The 18,846-nt window shown below is 61.0% G+C and carries 11 protein-coding genes; 2 read left to right on the plus strand and 9 right to left on the minus strand.

Annotation, left to right across the window (positions count from 1 at the left end; genetic code table 11):
* Window positions 1-228: 228 nt before the first annotated feature.
* A complete protein-coding gene (locus AC50YL_RS30455) occupies window positions 229-4,122 on the minus strand; it encodes an AAA family ATPase (RefSeq protein WP_494836985.1) in 3,894 nt (1,297 codons plus the stop codon).
* A 134-nt stretch (window positions 4,123-4,256) separates the two neighbouring features.
* Window positions 4,257-5,279: an iron-hydroxamate ABC transporter substrate-binding protein gene (locus AC50YL_RS30460; RefSeq protein ID WP_494836987.1), complete on the minus strand. Its 1,023-nt coding sequence runs from the start codon at window positions 5,277-5,279 to the stop codon at window positions 4,257-4,259.
* 350 nt (window positions 5,280-5,629) lie between these two features.
* Between AC50YL_RS30460 and AC50YL_RS30465 the strand changes: the two genes are divergently transcribed.
* Window positions 5,630-6,838: an MFS transporter gene (locus tag AC50YL_RS30465; RefSeq protein ID WP_494836989.1), complete on the plus strand. Its 1,209-nt coding sequence runs from the start codon at window positions 5,630-5,632 to the stop codon at window positions 6,836-6,838.
* A gap of 132 nt (window positions 6,839-6,970) precedes the next feature.
* On the opposite strand, the gene AC50YL_RS30470 is transcribed toward AC50YL_RS30465, so the two are convergent.
* The 7 genes from AC50YL_RS30470 to AC50YL_RS30500 form a co-directional block, all read right to left on the minus strand.
* The gene (locus AC50YL_RS30470) at window positions 6,971-8,806 is read right to left on the minus strand and encodes a GDSL-type esterase/lipase family protein (protein ID WP_494836991.1); all 1,836 of its coding nucleotides are present in this window, start codon (window positions 8,804-8,806) and stop codon (window positions 6,971-6,973) included.
* A gap of 207 nt (window positions 8,807-9,013) precedes the next feature.
* Window positions 9,014-10,975, minus strand: a complete 1,962-nt coding sequence (locus AC50YL_RS30475) for a GTP-binding protein (RefSeq protein WP_494836994.1) — start codon at window positions 10,973-10,975, stop codon at window positions 9,014-9,016.
* 313 nt (window positions 10,976-11,288) lie between these two features.
* The gene (locus AC50YL_RS30480; protein ID WP_494836996.1) at window positions 11,289-11,699 is read right to left on the minus strand and encodes a hypothetical protein; all 411 of its coding nucleotides are present in this window, start codon (window positions 11,697-11,699) and stop codon (window positions 11,289-11,291) included.
* A gap of 47 nt (window positions 11,700-11,746) precedes the next feature.
* Window positions 11,747-12,943 carry a ParM/StbA family protein gene (locus AC50YL_RS30485; RefSeq protein ID WP_494836998.1) on the minus strand — a complete coding sequence of 399 codons (1,197 nt, stop codon included), beginning with the start codon at window positions 12,941-12,943 and terminating at the stop codon, window positions 11,747-11,749.
* 200 nt (window positions 12,944-13,143) lie between these two features.
* Window positions 13,144-13,614: a hypothetical protein gene (locus AC50YL_RS30490; RefSeq protein ID WP_494837000.1), complete on the minus strand. Its 471-nt coding sequence runs from the start codon at window positions 13,612-13,614 to the stop codon at window positions 13,144-13,146.
* Between the two features lie 279 nt (window positions 13,615-13,893).
* Entirely contained in the window at window positions 13,894-15,615 is a 1,722-nt protein-coding gene (gene cysI, locus AC50YL_RS30495; RefSeq protein WP_494837002.1) for an assimilatory sulfite reductase (NADPH) hemoprotein subunit, read from the minus strand.
* Between the two features lie 35 nt (window positions 15,616-15,650).
* On the minus strand, window positions 15,651-17,483 hold the full coding sequence (locus tag AC50YL_RS30500; protein WP_494837157.1) for an assimilatory sulfite reductase (NADPH) flavoprotein subunit: 1,833 nt from the start codon (window positions 17,481-17,483) through the stop codon (window positions 15,651-15,653).
* Window positions 17,484-17,818: 335 nt separating this feature from the next.
* On the opposite strand from AC50YL_RS30500, the gene AC50YL_RS30505 reads away from it, so the two are divergent.
* Window positions 17,819-18,838 (plus strand): glycosyltransferase family 4 protein, encoded by a 1,020-nt coding sequence (locus AC50YL_RS30505; RefSeq protein WP_494837004.1) that lies wholly within the window; start codon window positions 17,819-17,821, stop codon window positions 18,836-18,838.
* Window positions 18,839-18,846 lie beyond the last annotated feature (8 nt).

Genomic DNA, 18,846 nt, shown 5'->3' on the forward strand with positions numbered 1-18,846 from the left:
GTATAACTTAAGGTATATTTTTAAAGATTCGGCTCGAAAATGCGCAAAAAACCGCGAATAATGTCCTAGATGGACACTACTCGCGGCTTTGTCGGCTTGCCCTCGCAAGCGAAAGTTATAGATGCGAAGGTTATAAATCGTGCAGATGTGGAAGTTCGTGCAGTTATGGAAGTTCATTTTTAGATCGTGCAGTTATAGCAGCTACGCAAGTTATACTTGCAGCCGCGCTTACTCGGAATCGACCAGCAGCTTCATCCGTTTGGCTTCGAGCACGGCCTTGGCGCGCCGGTTGACGTTCATCTTGCTGAAGATCCGATTGGTATGCTGCTTCACCGTCCCGATGGCGATATGCAGCCGCAGCGCGATCTCTTGATTGGACAATCCGAGCGACATGAGCTGGAGAATCTCCAGCTCCCGGTTCGTCAGCGGATCCATCGGCAGGCCCGGCTCGCGATCCGCCTGCGCGGCTTGCTCCTCGTTCGGCCCGCCGTCCTGCGGCACGGACTCCGCGGCCGCCTGCGCTTCCTCCGGCGGAAACAGCTTGAGCAGGAACACCGCCTGCGTGGCCAGCATGCGCAGCATGTCCAGCCGATCGGCCGCGAACGCGCCGGCCTGCTGGTTATGCTCCAGATACAGCACCGCCGTCAGCTGATTCTGGAACCGCAGCGGCAGGCACAGCATCGAGCGGATCCGGCAGCTCATCACGTACGGGTCGCGCGCGAACCGGCCTGCGGCTGCCGCATTGTCCAGCAGCACCATCTCGCCCGTGTTCGCCGTGTACCGGACCGCCGGCAAGCAGACCTCGTCGTACCGCTCCAGCGGGATTCGGCCGCGCTGCATGCCGCCGCGGCCGTCGACCGACACTTCGACGAGCAGCCGCTTTCCCTGCTCCATGACGAAGCAGCCGCGCTGCGCGCCCGCCTCCTTCATGACCGTCCGCACCAGGTGCTCGATCAGCCGCCGCTGGTCGGACTCCACGGCGATCGATTGGAACGCCTGCTGCACGACCGACAGGTCCGGCGCGGCCGGCGAGGCGCCGCTGTCCGGCGCGGCCGCCGCGACGGACAGCATGCCCGCCTCCGCTTCCGCGGCTTGCCGTCCGTCCAACCCCTTGTAATGATCCGCGTACAGCGCTTTGACCTGCTCGGCCTTGCGGGTCGCGCCCCAGTCCCGGTAAAGCGCGTACGCCTCGATCAGGTAGCCTCTCGCCGTCATTTCCCTCGCTTGCGCGATATAGAACCGGCCTGCGCATTCGCAGGCCATCGCGGCATGGGCAACATAACCGCCGCGCTTCGCTTCTCGGACGGCCGCGTCGTACAGATGCCCCGCCCGGTCATGCTTGCCGCGCACGCGGGCGAATTCGGCCTCCAGCAGCAGCGCCTTGTGGCGGATATGCGCGGAGCACTTGCCGGCCGATCGCCGAAGGCTCGCTAAACAGTCCTCGGCCGCGCGCAAATCTCCTGATTGGAGGGGCGTCGACTGGGACAGCAGCGCCAAACCGTGATACAGCTCGTATTCGGACCGGTGCAGGTAATGCGTGGCATCCTGCGCATGCTTGCGGGCGACAGCCGCGCCGCGCAGCGCCAGCTCGCGGTCGCCGAAGTCGAAGCCCTCCTGAAGCAGGCATAGGCCGTACTGGTACAGGAGGTTCGATTCCATGCCCGAACCGGCGATTTGGCGCAGCAGCTCGCGATCGTCGACGCGCGGCTCCGTATCCGGCGCCTTGCCCTTCAACGCCTGTACCCAGCGGCTCAAGATCGCGACGAACGGCAGCAGGTAATGGTTTTGCGTATCGGACAGGAGCTTCTTGTATTCCGGCAGGGTGGCCTCCAGCCGCGCCAGCTTGCCCGTCAGATGCAAATTGACGAGCAGCATGACGATCGAATGGCCCGTAAAGAACAGATCGCCGGCTTCCAAGCCGAAGTCGATCGATTTCTGAAAGCTCGCCTCCAGGTCCCGATCCTCGTCCTCCATGATGAAGAACATGACGCCCATCGTCAGATGCGCCCGGCACAGAATGGAGGGCTGGTTGTAGGCGGCGGCGATCTTCATGCCTTCCTTCAGCGAGGTCCGCGCCAGCCGCAGATCTCCGAAGGCTTGGTTGATCACCCCGCCGAAGCTGCCGAAAGCCGCCGCGGCATGCGGGAAATTCCCGTAGCGCAGGGCAAGCCGGACGCATTTGTACGTCAGCGCGCGGAACAACGGCCTGTTGCAGATGAACGCCGCGCCGGAGAGCTGCGTCAGCACCTGCAGGGCGAGGGTCACGACGGGATCCGCCGCTTCCGTCGCCCTTCCCAGCCCGCCGACTTTGCGGCGCAGTTGCTCCTTCGTGACGTACAGCTCGGTAAGCTGCTTGGCCTTGCCGGATTCGGCGGAAACCCGGATGCCCAGATCCCGCAGGCATCCGAGGCCGAGCGCGATGCCTTCGGCCATTCGTTCCGTGTGCAGCAGTCGGTTGATCTCGATCTGCTGCACCCGCATTCGCTCGTAAGCGTTGCGGGCGCGGCTCAGCAGCGCGCGGAACGTCTCTTCGGCCGCGGGCTGCCAGCCGATCATATACTCGCATTCCAGCAAATCGACGAACATGTCGAAGCAGCCGTCGAAGCTGCGCGTCCAATGCTCCTCGGCGATGTGGGCGGCCGCCGCGCGGAAGTAGACCGCCGCGGCTTCGTAGGCGGTCGCGGACTTCGCTTTTCTCCCCGCTCCGGCGTTCGCTTGGACCAGGTATTCCCGGTCGGCGGGCAGCAGCGCCAGCCGGCTCCCTTTGTTCAAGTGCCCCGCGGCGTCGAACAGATGCCGTTCGCGGGCGAGCGGATCGGGATGCGTCAGCCAGTACTTGCCGGCATGCCAATGCACGCGCTCGCTCTCGGACGGATCGAGCAGCGCGTACGCCGCCTCTTGCAGCCGGTCGTGTACGAACCGGATCCGGCCGGCCTCGGATTTGTCCCCGGCCGGTGCTTCGGTTCCGAATGCCGCATGGAGGATGAGCTGCCGCTCGATCGCCGGCCGCAGCACCTCCAGCGTCTGCCGCGGCGTCTCCCGGCGCCAGGCGGAAAGCTGCTTCAGCGGACTTTCGCCGCCCAGGCAGGACGCCTCGAGCAGCGCTTGGCGCGTATCCTGCGGCAGACGGTTGATACTGTCGGTCATGTAATGGAGCAGCAGGTCGGCCTGCCCGGCGCCTCCGGACGGATTGGCCTCCTGCCAATTCCAAACCCACCGGTCCTGGCGCTCGTCGTAGCGAAGCGTCCGTTCCTCCAGGCTCCGCTGCAGCCAGCGTCGGAACAGGAACGGGTTCCCGTCCGACTTCAGGAACAGCGCATGCGCGATCTCGTCGGCGATGTCGTCGCTCGCCCGCAGCGTGTCCCCCACGATCCGCCGCAAGTCCGCGGGCGTGAGCGGCTGCAGCGCCAGCGACTGCACCGCGACGCCGGAGGAGGCGATCGCCTCCAGCTCTTCTTCGATCCGTCCGGTCGGCGCATGGACCCGGTCGCGGAACGCGCCGATCAGCAGCAGGCTTTGGCTCTGCGGATCCGTCATGAACGAGCGGATCATGCGCCACGATGCCCCGTCCGCCCACTGCAGATCGTCCATGAACAGCACGAGCGGATGCTTCTGATGACAGAACAGCTGAATGAACCGGCGGAACACGAATTGGAACCGTTCCATGGACTCCTCCAAGGACAGCTGCTCGACCGCCGCCTGCTTGCCGATGATCCGCTCCATCTCGGGAATGACGTCCGTAATGACGCCAGCATTGGAGCCGAGCGCCTGCGCGATGGCCTCCCGCCACCGGTCCAGGCTTTGCTTGTCTTCGTTCAACAATTGCTCCGCCAGCTCGCGGAAAGCGGCAATGAGCGGAGACATCGGGGTATCCTGCTGCAAAGGCTCGAATTTGCCGGTGATCAAGTACGCTTGTCCAAGGGCGATCCTCCGGGTCGCTTCTTGGATGAGCATCGTTTTCCCGATGCCCGAAGGCCCCGACACGCAGATCATCTGCGTCGATCCGAGCGTGGTCCAATGAAACGCCTCTCCGATGCGCGCGACCTCGCGATCCCTTCCGTACAGCCCGTCCGGCAAACCGTATTCCTGCGCCAACTCCGTCGTGCGAACTCCCGTTTCCACCTTAACACCCGCCTGATTCTGGTATCTTCTTTGTGTCTAGCATATCATTGTTCGTTCCGTCCCGGTTACAATATTCGACATTTCCCCGCGAAAAAGAGCCTCCGCATCGCGCGCAGGCTCTTCCGTTCGCTCTTCTATTGCTTGCCTAGAAACCCTTCCTCGAAGATCTTCAGCAGATACTCCAGCGTCGTCGGATCGCTGTAGGTGGTCGCTTCGGTATCGATCTCGATCACGTGCTTGTTCTTGACGGCGGGAATGTCCTTCCACGTCGCGGTTTTCATCATCGCGTTATCGCCGGCCGAGCTTCTGCTGAGGACGATATAATCGCCGGCATACTGAGAGAGGACCTCAGGCGACAGCGTGTAATAGCCCGGTCCGAGCGCATCCTGCTTCACTTTCTCCGGCATGGCGAGGCCCATCGCCTGGTACAGCAATTCCGTGCCGCGCGCCCAATTGTTGCCGAAGACGTAGAAGTCCTTGGCATCCGTCTCGAAAACGGATACCGTGGCATTCTCGCCGATCATCGCCTTGATCTCCTTGCCTGCCGCTTCCGCGCGCCGCTTGAAATCGTCGACCCACGTCTGCGCTTCCTGCTCTTTGTTCAGGAGCTTGCCGATCTCCAGCTGCTGCGCCAAATAATCCAGCTTGCCCCACGTGTACACGACGGTCGGCGCGATTTCCTTGAGTTTATCGAGGTTTTTCACCCCGGTTCCGGCAATGATCAAGTCCGGCTCCAGCTCGATGATCTTCTCCAGATCCTCTTCCGATACGACCTCGACGCCCTTCAGCTTCTCGGTGAACAGCGGGTTCTTGTTCGTCCATTCGTCTACGCCGACGAGCGTGCCGCCAAGCGAGATGACATTGGGCGCGTTCGTCAGGCCGACGATCCGCTTCGGGTTCGCCGGCACTTCGACGGGGCCGGTTTCCGATTGGTACGTGATCGTGCCGGTTGCGGTTGCCGCGTCGCCGGCGGAGGCATTGGCGTTGGCGTCGTCCGCCGGCTCGTCGGCGGTTGGCTCGTTGGCGGCAGGCGCGCTGCCGTTGGCCGCGTTTCCGGACGGTTCAGCGGCTCCGTTGCCGGTATTCGCGGCATTATTTCCGCATGCGCTGACGACAAGCGCCAGCATCAGAACGATAGGAATGAGAAACTTCTTCATGTTCGACTCTCCTTGTATGTAGGGCTTGATTCGAATTGATTATTGACGAGAATGATTATCAATATCAATACGTATTAACTATAAATGGCGTCCCCTCGCTTGTCAATCGCTTTTTCGTCCGTTCACGGCAGCCTGTTCGACTACGCGAAAAGGGGCTTTCAGAAACATCCTGAAAGCCCTGGCTTCGTTGCGCAGGCAACGCCAGTCTATTAAGATTCCAAGAACTTTTGTCGAAAAATCTTGCTTCCTAGCACAGAAACCAACAAAATAGAGAGATGGCTGTACGCGACCGGTTCGAAACAGATCGCTTCAAGCTTCATGACATATCGTTGAAAGGTGAACCGAACATCATGAATTTATCACACGCCGCCGGCACGAAGGCGGCCGTCAAGAAACCGTCCTCTCTCCCGCTGCTCTCGCTGACCGTCGGGGCGTTCGCGATCGGCATGACCGAATTCGTCATCATGGGCATTCTTCCGAACGTCGCCGAGGATCTGAACGTCAGCATCTCGGCCGCTGGCCAGCTCATAACGATGTATGCGCTCGGCGTCGCGGTAGGCGCGCCGATCTTGACGATGCTGACCCACCGCATCCCGCAAAAGCAGCTGCTCGGCTTCCTGATGGGACTCTTCATTCTCGGCAATGCCATCTCCGTCATCGCGCCGAACTACGCCGTCCTGATGGGCGCCCGCATGCTGACCGCGCTGACGCACGGCACGTTCTTCGGCGTCGGGGCCGTCATCGCCTCGAGCCTCGTCCCGCCCGACAAACGCGCCGGGGCCGTCTCCATGATGATGGCCGGCCTGACGATCGCGAATATCATCGGCGTGCCGCTCGGCACCTTCATCGGCCAGCACATGGGCTGGCGGGCTTCGTTCGCCGCGATCGCGCTGATGGGCGTCATCACGCTGGTCGGCATCCTGCTCTTCATTCCGAAGCTGAAGCAGGAGAAATCCGCCGGCATCCTGCAGCAGGTTGCCGCGCTCGCCAATCCGCGGCTCCAGCTGTTCCTGGTCATTGCCGTGCTGGGCAACGCCGGCCTGTTCGCCATCTTCACGTATATTACCCCGCTGCTCGTGGAAGTGACCGGATTTGCCGAGCATAGCGTCACTTGGATTCTCGTCCTGTTCGGCTGCGGCGTGACCCTCGGCAACGTCATCGGCGGCAAGCTCGCGGACTGGAAGCTCATGCCCACGATTCTCGGCCTTTATCTGCTCATCTGCGTCATTCTCGCGTTGTTTACCTTTACCGTCCACAATCAAGTCGCCGCCGTCGCGACGATCTTTCTGTGGGGCGCCGCTTCCTTCGCCGTCTTCCCGGGCATGCAGGTGCGGATCATGAGCTTGGCCAAATCGGCCCCCGCCCTCGCCTCGACCACGAGCCACTCGGCCGGGAACCTGGGCAATGCGACGGGCGCCTTCATCGGGGGCTCGGTGATCACGCATCTGTCCTTGACGGCTCTCCCTTGGGTGGGCGCCGTACTAGTGGGCTTGGCGCTCGTCGTAGGCGCGATCTGCTTCATGCTGGACCGGAAGCCCGCTGCGGCCAAGTCATTATAAAGCAAGCCTTGCGATAGCCGATAACCGAAAAATCTCCCTTCGCACGCGCATGGGCGCCCATTCGGGGCCGAAGCGCTGCAGAGGGAGATTTTCTTTTGCTAGGCTATCGAGTTCGACCGAATACGCCGGCGGCTAACGGTGTGCCTCTATGAACGCGACGATCGGCGCCGGATCGGCCAAGCTGTGCGGGTGATGCCCGCCGCCGGGCTTGACGATCAGCTCCAGCTGCCCGCCGAGGGCGCGGTAACGCTCCGCCAGGACCGCGGCGTTCTCCGCGATCGGGACGGCGGCATCCGCATCGCCGGCGACAACGAGGATCGGCACGCCCGCTGCGGCCACGGGGGCGATCCGATCGAGCGGCGACGCATCTGCTACGTCCGCCTGATCTTCCGACAGGCCATATACGGCCTTGCAATCTTCCCATTCGCGGGGCGAGCGGGCGCCCGCTCCCTTGCCGCCCGGCCAGCTGCGGATATCGAGGACCGGCGCATCCAGATACAGCGCCGCCACCTCATCCGGGTACGTCGCGGCATAATTGAAGGCATAAAGCCCGCCCCGGCTGAAGCCGAATAGCGCCGGCCTCGCCGAGAGCCCAAGCCTCGCGGTCACGAAGCGGCGAAACGCGTGCATGCGCGCAACCGCCCCCGGACAGCCGTACATATCGCTTAACCGGAAATACGCAATGGCCCATCCCCGCTCGAGCAGCGCGTCGTCCGCTTGGGCGAAGGCGCCGAAAAATTCCGTCCGCCAGATCCACGGCCGGCCTTCCGCCGGAACCTTCGGCAGAACGACGAAGCCCTCTCTTCCTTCCAGCATGAAGTCCGTCCGCTCGCTGCCCCGCCAGTCCGAGACGCGCCAAGCCTGTCGGAGCGCCGGATCCGAGGCGAGCTCGCGAATGCGCGCTTCCAGCGCAGCCGCCCGCTCCGAAGCCTCGGCCAGCGGAAGCGCGCCCGCCGTGCCGTTCGGGTTCGTATGGCCGACATGCTCCTTCCAGGCCGCGCTCATCAGGCGGTGCCGCTGCCAGATGAGCGAGAAGTAGCGGGAACCCGCAGATGCTTCCTCCGTCTCCTCCACGGATTCCGCCGATCTTTCCGGCAAATAAGCGGGCGCCCGCTCCAGCGTCACGTTGAACAATTCGCGCAGCAATGCCTTGGCGATGATCCAATGCCCCGGCGCGAACGGGTGGATGCCGTCTCCCGACGCATAAGCCGGATCTGCCTTCCGCGCCTCCGCGATTTGGGCCAGCATCGGGCCATGGATCGAGACGACCGCATCGGCCGTCGGGGTCGAGGACATCGCCGTGATCGTCGGCGTTATGGAGGTAGCAGGAGTCGCGGAGGTCGCCGGAATCGCCGGGGTTGCCGAGGTTGACGGAGCGTGACCGGCAACCTCTCCGCCGCCCGCGGTTTCGGCAGGGCTCTCGCCGAGCGTCAGCACCCATTCCGCATAGCGCGCCAACACCTCGTCATACGCCTCGTAAGGCCGCAGGTAGCTGTAATCCGGCTCGCCCGCCGGCAGCAGGCGGTCCGCTGCCCCGTCCAGCGACGGCGGGTCGAACGGAGGCGGCGTCATGACGATCGCCTTGGCTCCGGCCGAGCGAATCTGCTCCAGCAGCCGCAGCATGCCGCCGCGGTAAGCCGTGAAACGCGCCTCCGACAGCGGATGATAGATGCCGTCGTTCATGCCGTAGCAGACGACGACCCAATCGGGCTTCGTCTCCGCGAGCGCCCGCTCCAGCCGATCGTGCACGCAGGGACGGAAGAAGCCGTGCTCCGCCTCGCTGAGTCCCGAGGCGGTCTCGCTGCTGACGCCGAGATTGATCAGCGTCAGGTCGCTCTCCGGGGCGTGCAGCCGAAAATACGCGTCGATCAGCGCGATGTACGTGCCGTCCTCGGTGATGCTGTCGCCCAGAAACACGATCGTTTTCCGGGCGGGTAGTGCGGCGTCCTTGCCGAATAATGGTTTCATGGCAGCCCTCGCATTAGGAATGAAATCTTGTCGTGGTTCATTATACACGCGAATCCTGTCCGCATACAGACATTCTCGCGCCTCTTCGGGCGTGCGTGATTGCGCTAAATGCGTCCAGCATTCGGTCTGCACGATAACGGCGGTCACCTCACGCGCGCACGTCTTTATAACCGCATGTTCGGGCTCCGCCCCTCCGGCCATGCGCCGCTATAACAAATGCATTTTCGCCTCCGCTTCGTCCCAGGTCACCGTGTAGCCGTGCCCCTTCGCGCAGAAGATCGAGGAGGAGCTGTACAGCGGGTCCGCGTCCTTGCGGTAGCCTTTCCGCTCGATGACCGCTTGTGCGTTATGGCAGGCGTCGTACCCGCCGAAGACCAATTGCATGCTGCCCCGGCCATGCGTGAACGAAGCCAGCTCCGTGCTGTACCCCATGAAGGTCGCGACCGGGACCCTGCCCGTCACGACGGCATGGGCATCCGTGGTTTGCGGCGGATCGAACTGCCCGGATGCGCGCTGAATGTCGGAGAGCACCTTGCCGAGATGATCCGCTTCCACCTTGATCTTGAACGCGTAATACGGCTCGAGCAGCACGTTGTCCGCTTTCTCCAAGCCCTGCCTGAGCGCCCGGAAGGCAGCCTCGCGAAAATCGCCGCCGTGCGTGTGCTCGTTGTGCGCGGCGCCCGTGAGCAGCGTGATCCGGATGTCGGTCACCGGCATGCCCGTCAACAAGCCGTGGTGATCCCGCTCGAAGAGATGGGTCTGGATCAAGTTTTGGTTGCCCACGCTCAGATCGTTCGCATGGCACTTGTTCTCGAACGCGAGGCCGCTGCCCCGCTCCCCTGGTTCCAGCCGCAGGTGCACCTCCGCATAATGCTTCAGCGGCTCGAAATGGCCGTACCCGTTCACGGCGGAGGCGATCGTTTCCCGATACAGAATTTCCGGGCTGCCGAAGGAGACGTCCAGCTGGAAGCGTTCCTTCGCGAGCTGCTCCAGCACCTCGAGCTGAATGAGGCCCATGACGTGGATGTGAATTTCCTGCAGGCTTTCCTCCCAGATTACGTTCAAGGACGGGTCCTCCGCGTTCAGGATCCGGAAAGCCCTCAGCACGTCCTTCGCATGCAGGGAATCATCGAAGATCACCTTCGACGTCAGCGTCGGCAACAAGTCGTAGGCGCGTTTATCGGCGAAGCCGCCCAAGCCTTGTCCGGCTTCGGCGCCGGAAAGCCCGGTCACGGCGAACAGATCGCCCGCCGACACCTGGTCGACCGCATGCGACTTGCTCCCGTTGAAGATGAGCAGCCGCGTCACTTTCTCGTGCAGCGGCCCCTCCCTGCCGTCATAGGACAGTTCGTCGCGAATCTTCAGCGTGCCGCGCAGCGCCTTGATGAAGGTGAGCCGCACGCCATTGGCGTCGTGCCGGATCTTGTAAACCCGGCCTCCAAAGGTCCCCTCTTCGTCGTATTCCGCCGCCGTTAACCGGTGCAGCTGGTCCAGAAATTCAATGACGCCGATATCCTGCAAAGCGGAGCCGTACGCGCAAGGAAACAGCTCGTGTCCGCGAATCTTCTCCCGCAGTGCCTGCAGCCAGAATATCCCGTCCTCCGTGCCGGCAAGAAACGCGTCCAATAAACGCTCATCCCGCTCCGCCATGCTTTCGAGCAAGGCTTCTCCGACCTCGCCGTTCGCGAAGTTCCCGGTCAGCATGCACGCATCCGTTGTCAGATGCAGGCGAATTTCGCCGAAGACCCTGTCTACTTCCGCGCCGACCCGATCGGTCTTGTTGATGAAGAAAAATGTCGGAACGCGGTGCTTGCGTAGCAGCTCCCACACCGTTTCCGTATGGCCCTGCACGCCTTCCACCGCGCTGACGACAACAATCGCGTAGTCCATGACCTGAATGGCCCGCTCCATCTCCGGCGAGAAATCGACATGTCCGGGCGTGTCGATCAAATAATAGGCCGCGCCTTCGTACGACATGACCGCTTGGTCCGCGAACACGGTGATGCCTCTGGCCTTCTCGATGTCATGGCTGTCGAGGTAGGCGTCCTTATGATCGACCCTGCCCCGCTCCCGTATGCTGCGCGTATGGTACAGCAGCTGCTCGGCGAACGTGGTTTTGCCCGCGTCCACGTGAGCGAACAAGCCGATGGTATTGGTTTTCCGTTTCATCGTCCTCACCTTATCCCGCTTGTCTATACAACAGAAGCCACTCCGATGAGAGCGGCTTCCAGCTTATTATCGTTATAACTTGTTAACGCGCTTATCGTCGTTTCTTCCAGCGGTTATCCGCAGAGCGCGGATCCGGTAACGCCAAGCCATGCGAAGTATTGCTAAGTAATAGTATACCTCACTTCGTCATACCCGGTAATACCTTGCATTTCGAAATACTTGGTATTACTTTATATGACCCGGCATTACTTCGCCATGCGACGCCATCGCACACATCCACTCTCAGGCTCGTTGCGCTAAGCCCGCGTACCGGTCACAGCCACGAATCGATGTCGTCCTCGTCGATCTCTTCTTCCTCGGGCGGCTGCGCTTCGGCGCGTTTGCCAGCCGCGGACGGCTGTTCGTCCGCCTGCCGGCGTTCGGGTTCTTCCGCCGCAACGGACAAGCCCGCGGATACTTCTTCCCTTACCCGCTGCAGCTCCAGCGTCCCGGAGGTCGCGGCCTCCGCATTCGCCCGCGATCCGGGATCGGTCAGCGCCGGCCGCTCCATCGGTATGCAGGTCTGCAAATTGCGCACCCCGTTGCGCTGCACCTCGTTCTCGATCAGGTACCGCAGCGAATCCATCAGATTCGACTGCGCGTTGATCCACTCCATCACCGCGGGATCTTCCGTCTTTTTGGTTTTCAGGCTGATGTTCTCGCCGGGCTGCTTCGTCTTCTTCACGCGCGTCACCTTCCGCTATCCCTTCATTCGTCACCGGGCGCCGCCGCTCAGGCGGGCTGCACCGCTTTGTTCTTCAACGCCTCGTAGATCTTCCCGCGGACGAAGGCATCCAATCCCATGGCGTTCATCTCGACCGCGAAGTCGCCCGGAATGTACAGCAGCTTCAATTCCCGTTCGACGCAGAGCTCCTCCAGCTGCTTGTACAGGATCGGACGCATCAGAATGCTGCCTCCCCCGTAAACGCAGATCAGGTCGATCTCGTTGCGGGTTTTGGTGAGCTGCCGTTTGACGTTTTGCACGATTTGCCTGACCTGGCTTTCCAGCGGTCTCTTCAGCGTCTTGATGGCGCGGGCGTAGTATTTGTGCTTGGGATTCTTCACGACGTCGCTGAAGAACTGCCGCGGGCTGTCCGGCAGATGTATGAGCCGGTTGAACTCGTCCAGCGCTTCCTCGATGGCATATCCGATGCCATGGTGGCTGCCGTACACGAATTGGCGCAGAAACTTATTCCCTTCCGTGACCGGATACTCGGTCGAGCCGTCGCCGATATCCACGTGGAGAATGCGCTTGTCTTTGAAGTAGCTGCCGTTGAATTTCTTGTCGATGTCGTAGGTTTCCGCGAACTCCTTGAAGATCTCTCCTTCGCGCCAGTTGCCGTCGGCATCCTTCTGCAGCGTGAAGATGACGGGCGTCGCCTCCGGCACCACCTTCGCGAACGGAAACGCGATCTTCACCGCAACGCGGTGGATGCCGAGGTGCACGGTAACATGGTGGGTGCCGGACGTGAAGCGCTTTTCGAACTTGGCCGACGTTTCGTCGGTATGCTGGGTCACCGGCAGCGCCGTGGCCATATCCACTTCCACGTCGATGTGAACCGGGATCGTCTTCTCTTCCTCGTACGCCTTCTGCACGGCGACCGCCGCGATTTGGGCCAGCGTGTTCACGATGGGCAGATCCATGTCGCTTTTCAAATCGATGCCGATCTGCAAATTATCCAGGATCTCGCCGCTTTCGAGCGCGAACGCGCCGACGTAATACATGCCCGGGCGGGCGGCCGGCGAATCGACGGTCACGACCAGCTGTTCCTGCAGGCTCTTGATGAAGCTCTCGGGCGCTTGCTCTTCGCTCCACGGCAGCTCGTCCACCGTGCAATTGACATTGGGCTGCCGAATCAACTTTCCGTCGATGATCAGGTCATGCTCGCTGTTTCCGTTATCGTTGCCTACGAAGAAATGGTAGTTCATGAGGGTCTCCTCCTTTTATATGCCACGTAAACTAAGACTTGGTAATACCTTGCCATACGGGGTGCTATTAAACAACCCGCTGATGGTACCAAATCGCGCTTGCTCTCCGCCGTCGCCGCCGTCGGAATTTGTTGCTTCGTGGCACGCGGCTTCGGCAATATGCGAAAAGGCACCCGGCGGTGCGGATGCCTCTCGCGAATTCAAGATTCGCCGCGGTTCGCCAGCTCCAGCCATTCCGGATATTCGTCGAGGTACCCGTATTGGCTCAGCTCTTGCAGCGACGCGCGTATATTTTGTTCATTCTCGCCCGATTGGCTTGCCAGCTCCAGCAGGTTCGGCAATTCGGTCCGCGGGTTCTCCTTGCAGAACATGAGCAGTCCTTTCGCCGACCAGGAGAGGCGGTCGTCCTGAAACACGCCGACCATCCGCCGAAACAGCTTCAGCGGCAGGATCTTCAGCTCGACGAGGGTTTGCAAGGCTTTCACCGTCTGCTTGTCATCCATGCGGCCCAGCTTGGCGATATCCGATACCTTCGGAAAATTCGATTCCGTGGCAAAGCATTTCAAAATAATATAGACCATCTGCGAGCAAATATCTAATCCCGGCTGATGAAACACTTCGTCCGACAGGGTAAAACTGCGCGTTCCCTCGTTTGCTTGTCCGCTGGACATCCGTTCGTCCCCCTTCTCGCCACGGAGCGTACCCCGATGGCTGCATAGCGTACCGCGTTCGGCCATCATGACGCTTCCATAAGCCTAGCTTGAGATAGTACATAGATTCGCAGCGCGAACCGGATTTGAGAGGAAGATGAGGAGTTTTTAACCTGCGGTTTGGATGGCGGGACCTAGTGGGCTGCGCGCGGGCGGCCAAGAAAACGTCAAAAAGAGGGGCTAAGTCAGCCCCTCTTCACTAAAGACAACCTTACGGATGCCTCGTGCTATAGATGACGATCAGTCGTGAAAATCAAGCCCCGAGCGCACTTCCTTCACATAGCCGGCACGGATGCAGAAGTCGCCGAAATGCTCGCCGTCCTCCCGCTCCCTCGCGTAACGGTTCAGGATCGGCCCCAGCTCGCCGAGAATCTCGTCCTCGCCGATGTTCTCGCGGTACAGCTTGTTCAGCCGCTGGCCGGCGAAGCCGCCGCCGAGGTACAGGTTGTACTTGCCCGGCGCCTTGCCGATGAACGAGATTTCCGCCAGCGCCGGACGGGCGCATCCGTTCGGGCAGCCGGTCATGCGGATGACGATCTCGTCGTCGCGCAGGCCCGCTTCATCGAGAATCGCGTCCAGCTTGTCGATCAGCGTCGGCAGATAGCGCTCGGACTCCGCCATTGCGAGGCCGCAGGTCGGGAAGGCGACGCAGGCCATGGAATTTCTCCGCAACGCGGAGTACGCGGCGCCGTCGGTCAAGCGATACGTCTCGATCAGCTGCGCGATTTTTTTCTTCTTCTGGGCGGTTACGCCGCCGATGATCAGGTTCTGGTTCGGCGTGAGGCGGAAATCGCCGGTGTGCGCCTTGGCGATCTCGCGCAGCCCGGACATGAGCAGGTAGCCCTCCTCGTCCTTCACGCGCCCGTTCTGGATGAACAGCGTGTAATGCCATTTGTTGTTGCTTCCCTTCACCCAGCCGTAACGGTCGCCGTTATGCTCGAAATGATAGGAACGGGTCTCCTGCAGCTTCCAGCCCAGCCGCTGCTGCAGTTCCTCGATGAACCACTCGATGCCGCGGTCGTCGATCGTGTACTTGAACCGGGCATGCTTCCGTACCGCGCGGTCGCCGTAATCCCGTTGGATCGTGACCGTCTTCTCGGCCACGTCGACGATCTGTTCCGGCGTGATGAAGCCGATCGTCCGCGCGACTTGCGGATACGTCTTCGAATCGCCGTGCGTCATGCCCATGCCGCCGCCGACCGCGACGTTGAAGCCCAGCAGACGGCCTTCCTCGTGGATCGCGATAAAGCCCAGATCCTGCGAGAAGACGTCGACTTCATTGGCGGGCGGCACCGCGATGCCGATCTTGAATTTGCGGGGCAGATAGACGGCGCCGTAGATCGGCTCCTGCTCTTCCCCGTCCCTGCTGTCCGCCACTTTCTCTTCGTCCAGCCAGATCTCGTGGTAAGCCCGGGTATGCGGCTCGAGGTGAAGGCTCACCTTCTGCGCCCATTCGTTGACCTGCTCGTGCACTTCCGACTGGTACGGATTCGGGTTGCACATGACGTTGCGGTTCACGTCGCCGCAAGCGGCGAGCGTGCTCAGCAGCTCCTCGTTGACTTCCTGGATCACGGTCTTCATGTTCCACTTGATGACCCCGTGCAGCTGGAAAGACTGCCGCGTCGTCAAGCGGATCGTGCCGTTGGCATGACGCTGCGCGATCCGGTCCATCATGAGCCATTGCTCCGGCGACACGACGCCCCCGGCCGCCCGCACCCGCACCATGAACTGATACGCCGGCTCGAGCTTCTGCTTGCTCCGTTCGTTGCGCACGTCGCGGTCGTCCTGCATGTAGCTGCCGTGGAACTTCATCAGCCGGTTGTCGTCCTCGGAGATCGAGCCGGTAATCCGGTCCTTCAGCGATTCCTCCAGCGTTCCCCGCAAATAATCGCTTCGTTGCTTAATATCCTCCACGTCGCTGTGCGGCGCGCTATTGGGCGATAATAGGTTATTGTCGGACATGCTTCTGCCTCCTTGCTCTCATTTTGCCTCGGGAATCAATAGACGTCCCGCTGATACCGCTTCTCCTGCTGCATCTTCGCCAGGTACGCCGTCGCATCCGCTTCGCTCAGGCCGCCTTCCCGCTGCAGGATCGTCAGCAACGCGGCCTGCACGTCATGCGCCATCTTCTTCTCGTCTCCGCAGACGTAGACGGCGGCGCCTTCCTCCAGCCATTGGTACAGCTCCTTGCTTTTCTCCATCATCCGGTGCTGCACATAGACCTTCTCGGCCGTGTCGCGCGAGAACGCGACGTCCATCTGCGTCAATACGCCGTCTTTCAGCCAGCGCTGCCACTCGACCTGATAGAGGAAATCCGACGAGAAATGCTGATCGCCGTAGAACAGCCACGACTTGCCTTCCGCGCCCAGCTCTTCCCGTTCGCCGAGGAACGCGCGGAACGGCGCGACGCCCGTGCCCGGCCCGATCATGACGATCGGCGTGCCCGGATCGGACGGCAGCTTGAAATTCGGATTCTCTTGGACGAAGACCGGCAGGGTCTGTCCGGGCTCGAGACGCTCCGACACATAGGTCGAGCAGACGCCGTAGCGGACTCTGCCCAGCGCCTCGTAATCCACCTTGCGGATCGTGAGATGCACTTCGTCCGGGTATGCCGCGGGGCTGCTCGCGATCGAATACAGTCTTGCCGGTATTTTGCGCAGCAGCACCACGAACGCATTCGCCGAGACGCCCTGCCATTCGTAATCCTGCGCCAGATCGAGCAGATCCCGATCCTTGATATACGCCCGCAGCTCTTGCTCGCGGCCGGCGGCCAGCAGCTCGCCGAGCCCGTTGCCCGGGACCAGCGCCGCCAATTGCTCGATCAGCGGCTTCGTCAGCACCGTGATCTCGTAGTGGCTGGTCAGCGCCTCGCGCAGCGGACATTGCTCCGTGCTCTTGGGCAGCGCGACAAGCTCATCCGCCTGCCAGCCCATCGCCGCGATCAGCTCGTCGACGAGCCGCGGATGATTCTGCGGATAGACGCCCAGGCTGTCGCCCGGCTCGTAGCGAATACCGGAATCCTCCAGCGAGAGCTCCAGATGGCGCGTCTCGCGATCCGAACCGCGTCCGTTCAAATTCAAATTTTCCAGCACGGCGGCTTGAAAAGGATGGGATCTGGAATAGTCCGAGGACGGCCCCGCCGGAACGGCGGCCGTCACGGCTACCGGCGCCAAGGCCGCGGCCTGACCGAGGGACGCGAGCACGCTTGCCATCCAGCTTTCCGCCGCATCCTCGTAATCCACGTCGCAGTCGACGCGCGGCGCGAGCCGCTTGCCGCCGAGCTCCGCCAGACGCTCGTCGAAGTCCTTGCCCGTCTTGCAGAAAAACTCGTAGGACGTGTCGCCTAACGCCAGCACCGAGAACGGCATGCCCTCCAATTGCGGCGCCCGCTTGCTATATAGGAATTCATAGAATGAAATCGCGTTGTCCGGCGGATCCCCTTCTCCGTGCGTGCTCACGAGAATGAGCAAATTTTGAACCTTTTTCAGCGTATTCGGCTTAAAATCGATCATCGACGAGAGCGTGACCCGGACGCCTTGATCCGTCAGCCTGCCGGCCAATTTCTTCGCCAGCTTCTGGCCGTTGCCGGTCTGCGATCCGAACAGCACGGTCGCTTCCTTGGCGGTCTCCGGCGCGCTTGCGGCCGGCACGCTTGCGGCCGGCACGCTTGCGGCCGGAACGGCCGCGCCCGCCGGGGCTCCCGCGGCCATATGCGCCGCCAGGTAACCGCTCAGCCAGATTTTTTGCCCTTCCGTCAGCGTGGGCAACAAGCGGTTAAGCAGATCCGCCTGATCCTGTTGAAACGGACTATTCGTTACTTGCAGCATGATTCCTACGCACCTCGCTCGCTTGACATGAGAATTATCCCGATCATTCGGATATCATTTATTGACATTGCTCCATTAAAGGTAACATGCAACGATAAGAGTAACAAGACAGAGGATCTTATAGCATTCATAAGCGAATGCTATAAACCCGCGAAAATCGGCCAAAAATGATGACGTAAGATGTTTTTCTCCGCTTGCGTTTGGGGAAAGGCGGGTTTTGGTGTAACATGGCTGTGGGACTGCCGCCTCCCGCTGCGCACGCTGCCTCCTGCCTCGCTTCAACCCTAGACGCGGATGAACCTAGTAAAAATCGGCAATTCTACATTCGGGAGGACCGTATGCGCAGGATCAATATGCTTTCATCGGCTCACAAGGTTAAGGCGCAAGGCGTGTTGTCGGCTTATATCGAACAAGTCCAATTGGTAGAGCGAGGCCTGCACGACAAGTATAAAGTGAGCCTGAACCGGTTGATTCCGGGCGACATCAATCACTATCACACGATCGATCTGAAATTCTTCGTGAGCATCCCCTTCGCCAAGCTCAAGGGCACTACGGTCGCGTACGTTCATTTCGTGCCCGAGACGATCGAGGAAAGCTTGAAATTGCCCCCCTTCGTCAAAAAGATATTTTACGCCTACATGCTTCGGTTCTATCGGTCCGTCGACCGCATCGTCGTCGTGAACCCCTACTTTATCGGCGCGCTCAAAACCTACGGCATCGACGACAAGAAAATCACCTACATCCCGAACGTGGTTTCCGAGGAGCGTTTCTATCGCCATCCCGAGGAGAAGATCCTGGCGATCAAGCAAAAATACGCGATTCCGCCGGACAAGTTCGTTGTCCTCGGCGTTGGCCAAATTCAAACCCGGAAGGGCATAGTGGACTTTGTCGAGGCGGCCAGGCGGCTCCCGCGCGTTCAGTTTATCTGGGCCGGCGGCTTCTCGTTCGGCTCCATCACCGAGGGCTATAAAGAGCTCAAAAAGATCGTCGACCACCCGCCCGAGAACGTGACGTTCATCGGCATCATACCGCGAGACGAGATGAACGACGTCTATAACGTCTGCGATATCATGTTTCTGCCTTCCTATAACGAACTGTTTCCGATGTCCATTCTCGAGGCGATCGCCCTGCCGGTCCCCGTGCTCCTAAGAGATCTGGATCTGTACCGCAATATCCTGTTCGATTACTACCTGAAAGGCGACAGCGTCGAGGAGTTCGTCCGAATCATCGCCGCGATGCAGCCGAAGGGAGAAGAATACGGCAAGTGGCGCGATAACGCCCGGCAATGCCATGCCTTCTATTCCGAACGCCACGTCTTGGCCTTATGGAAGCAATTCTACGAGGGCATTTCCCCCTAAAACAACGC

The sequence above is a fragment of the Paenibacillus sp. J22P277 genome, from assembly GCF_059383675.1.

Excerpts from the sequence above, each read along its gene's own strand:
- AC50YL_RS30490 (WP_494837000.1), bottom strand. The coding sequence starts at position 13,614 with ATGTCCAGCGGACAAGCAAACGAGGGAACGCGCAGTTTTACCCTGTCG.
- AC50YL_RS30475 (WP_494836994.1), bottom strand. The coding sequence starts at position 10,975 with ATGAAACGGAAAACCAATACCATCGGCTTGTTCGCTCACGTGGACGCG.
- AC50YL_RS30485 (WP_494836998.1), bottom strand. The coding sequence starts at position 12,943 with ATGAACTACCATTTCTTCGTAGGCAACGATAACGGAAACAGCGAGCAT.
- AC50YL_RS30460 (WP_494836987.1), bottom strand. The coding sequence starts at position 5,279 with ATGAAGAAGTTTCTCATTCCTATCGTTCTGATGCTGGCGCTTGTCGTC.
- AC50YL_RS30505 (WP_494837004.1), top strand. The coding sequence starts at position 17,819 with ATGCGCAGGATCAATATGCTTTCATCGGCTCACAAGGTTAAGGCGCAA.
- AC50YL_RS30470 (WP_494836991.1), bottom strand. The coding sequence starts at position 8,806 with ATGAAACCATTATTCGGCAAGGACGCCGCACTACCCGCCCGGAAAACG.
- cysI (WP_494837002.1), bottom strand. The coding sequence starts at position 15,615 with ATGTCCGACAATAACCTATTATCGCCCAATAGCGCGCCGCACAGCGAC.
- AC50YL_RS30465 (WP_494836989.1), top strand. The coding sequence starts at position 5,630 with ATGAATTTATCACACGCCGCCGGCACGAAGGCGGCCGTCAAGAAACCG.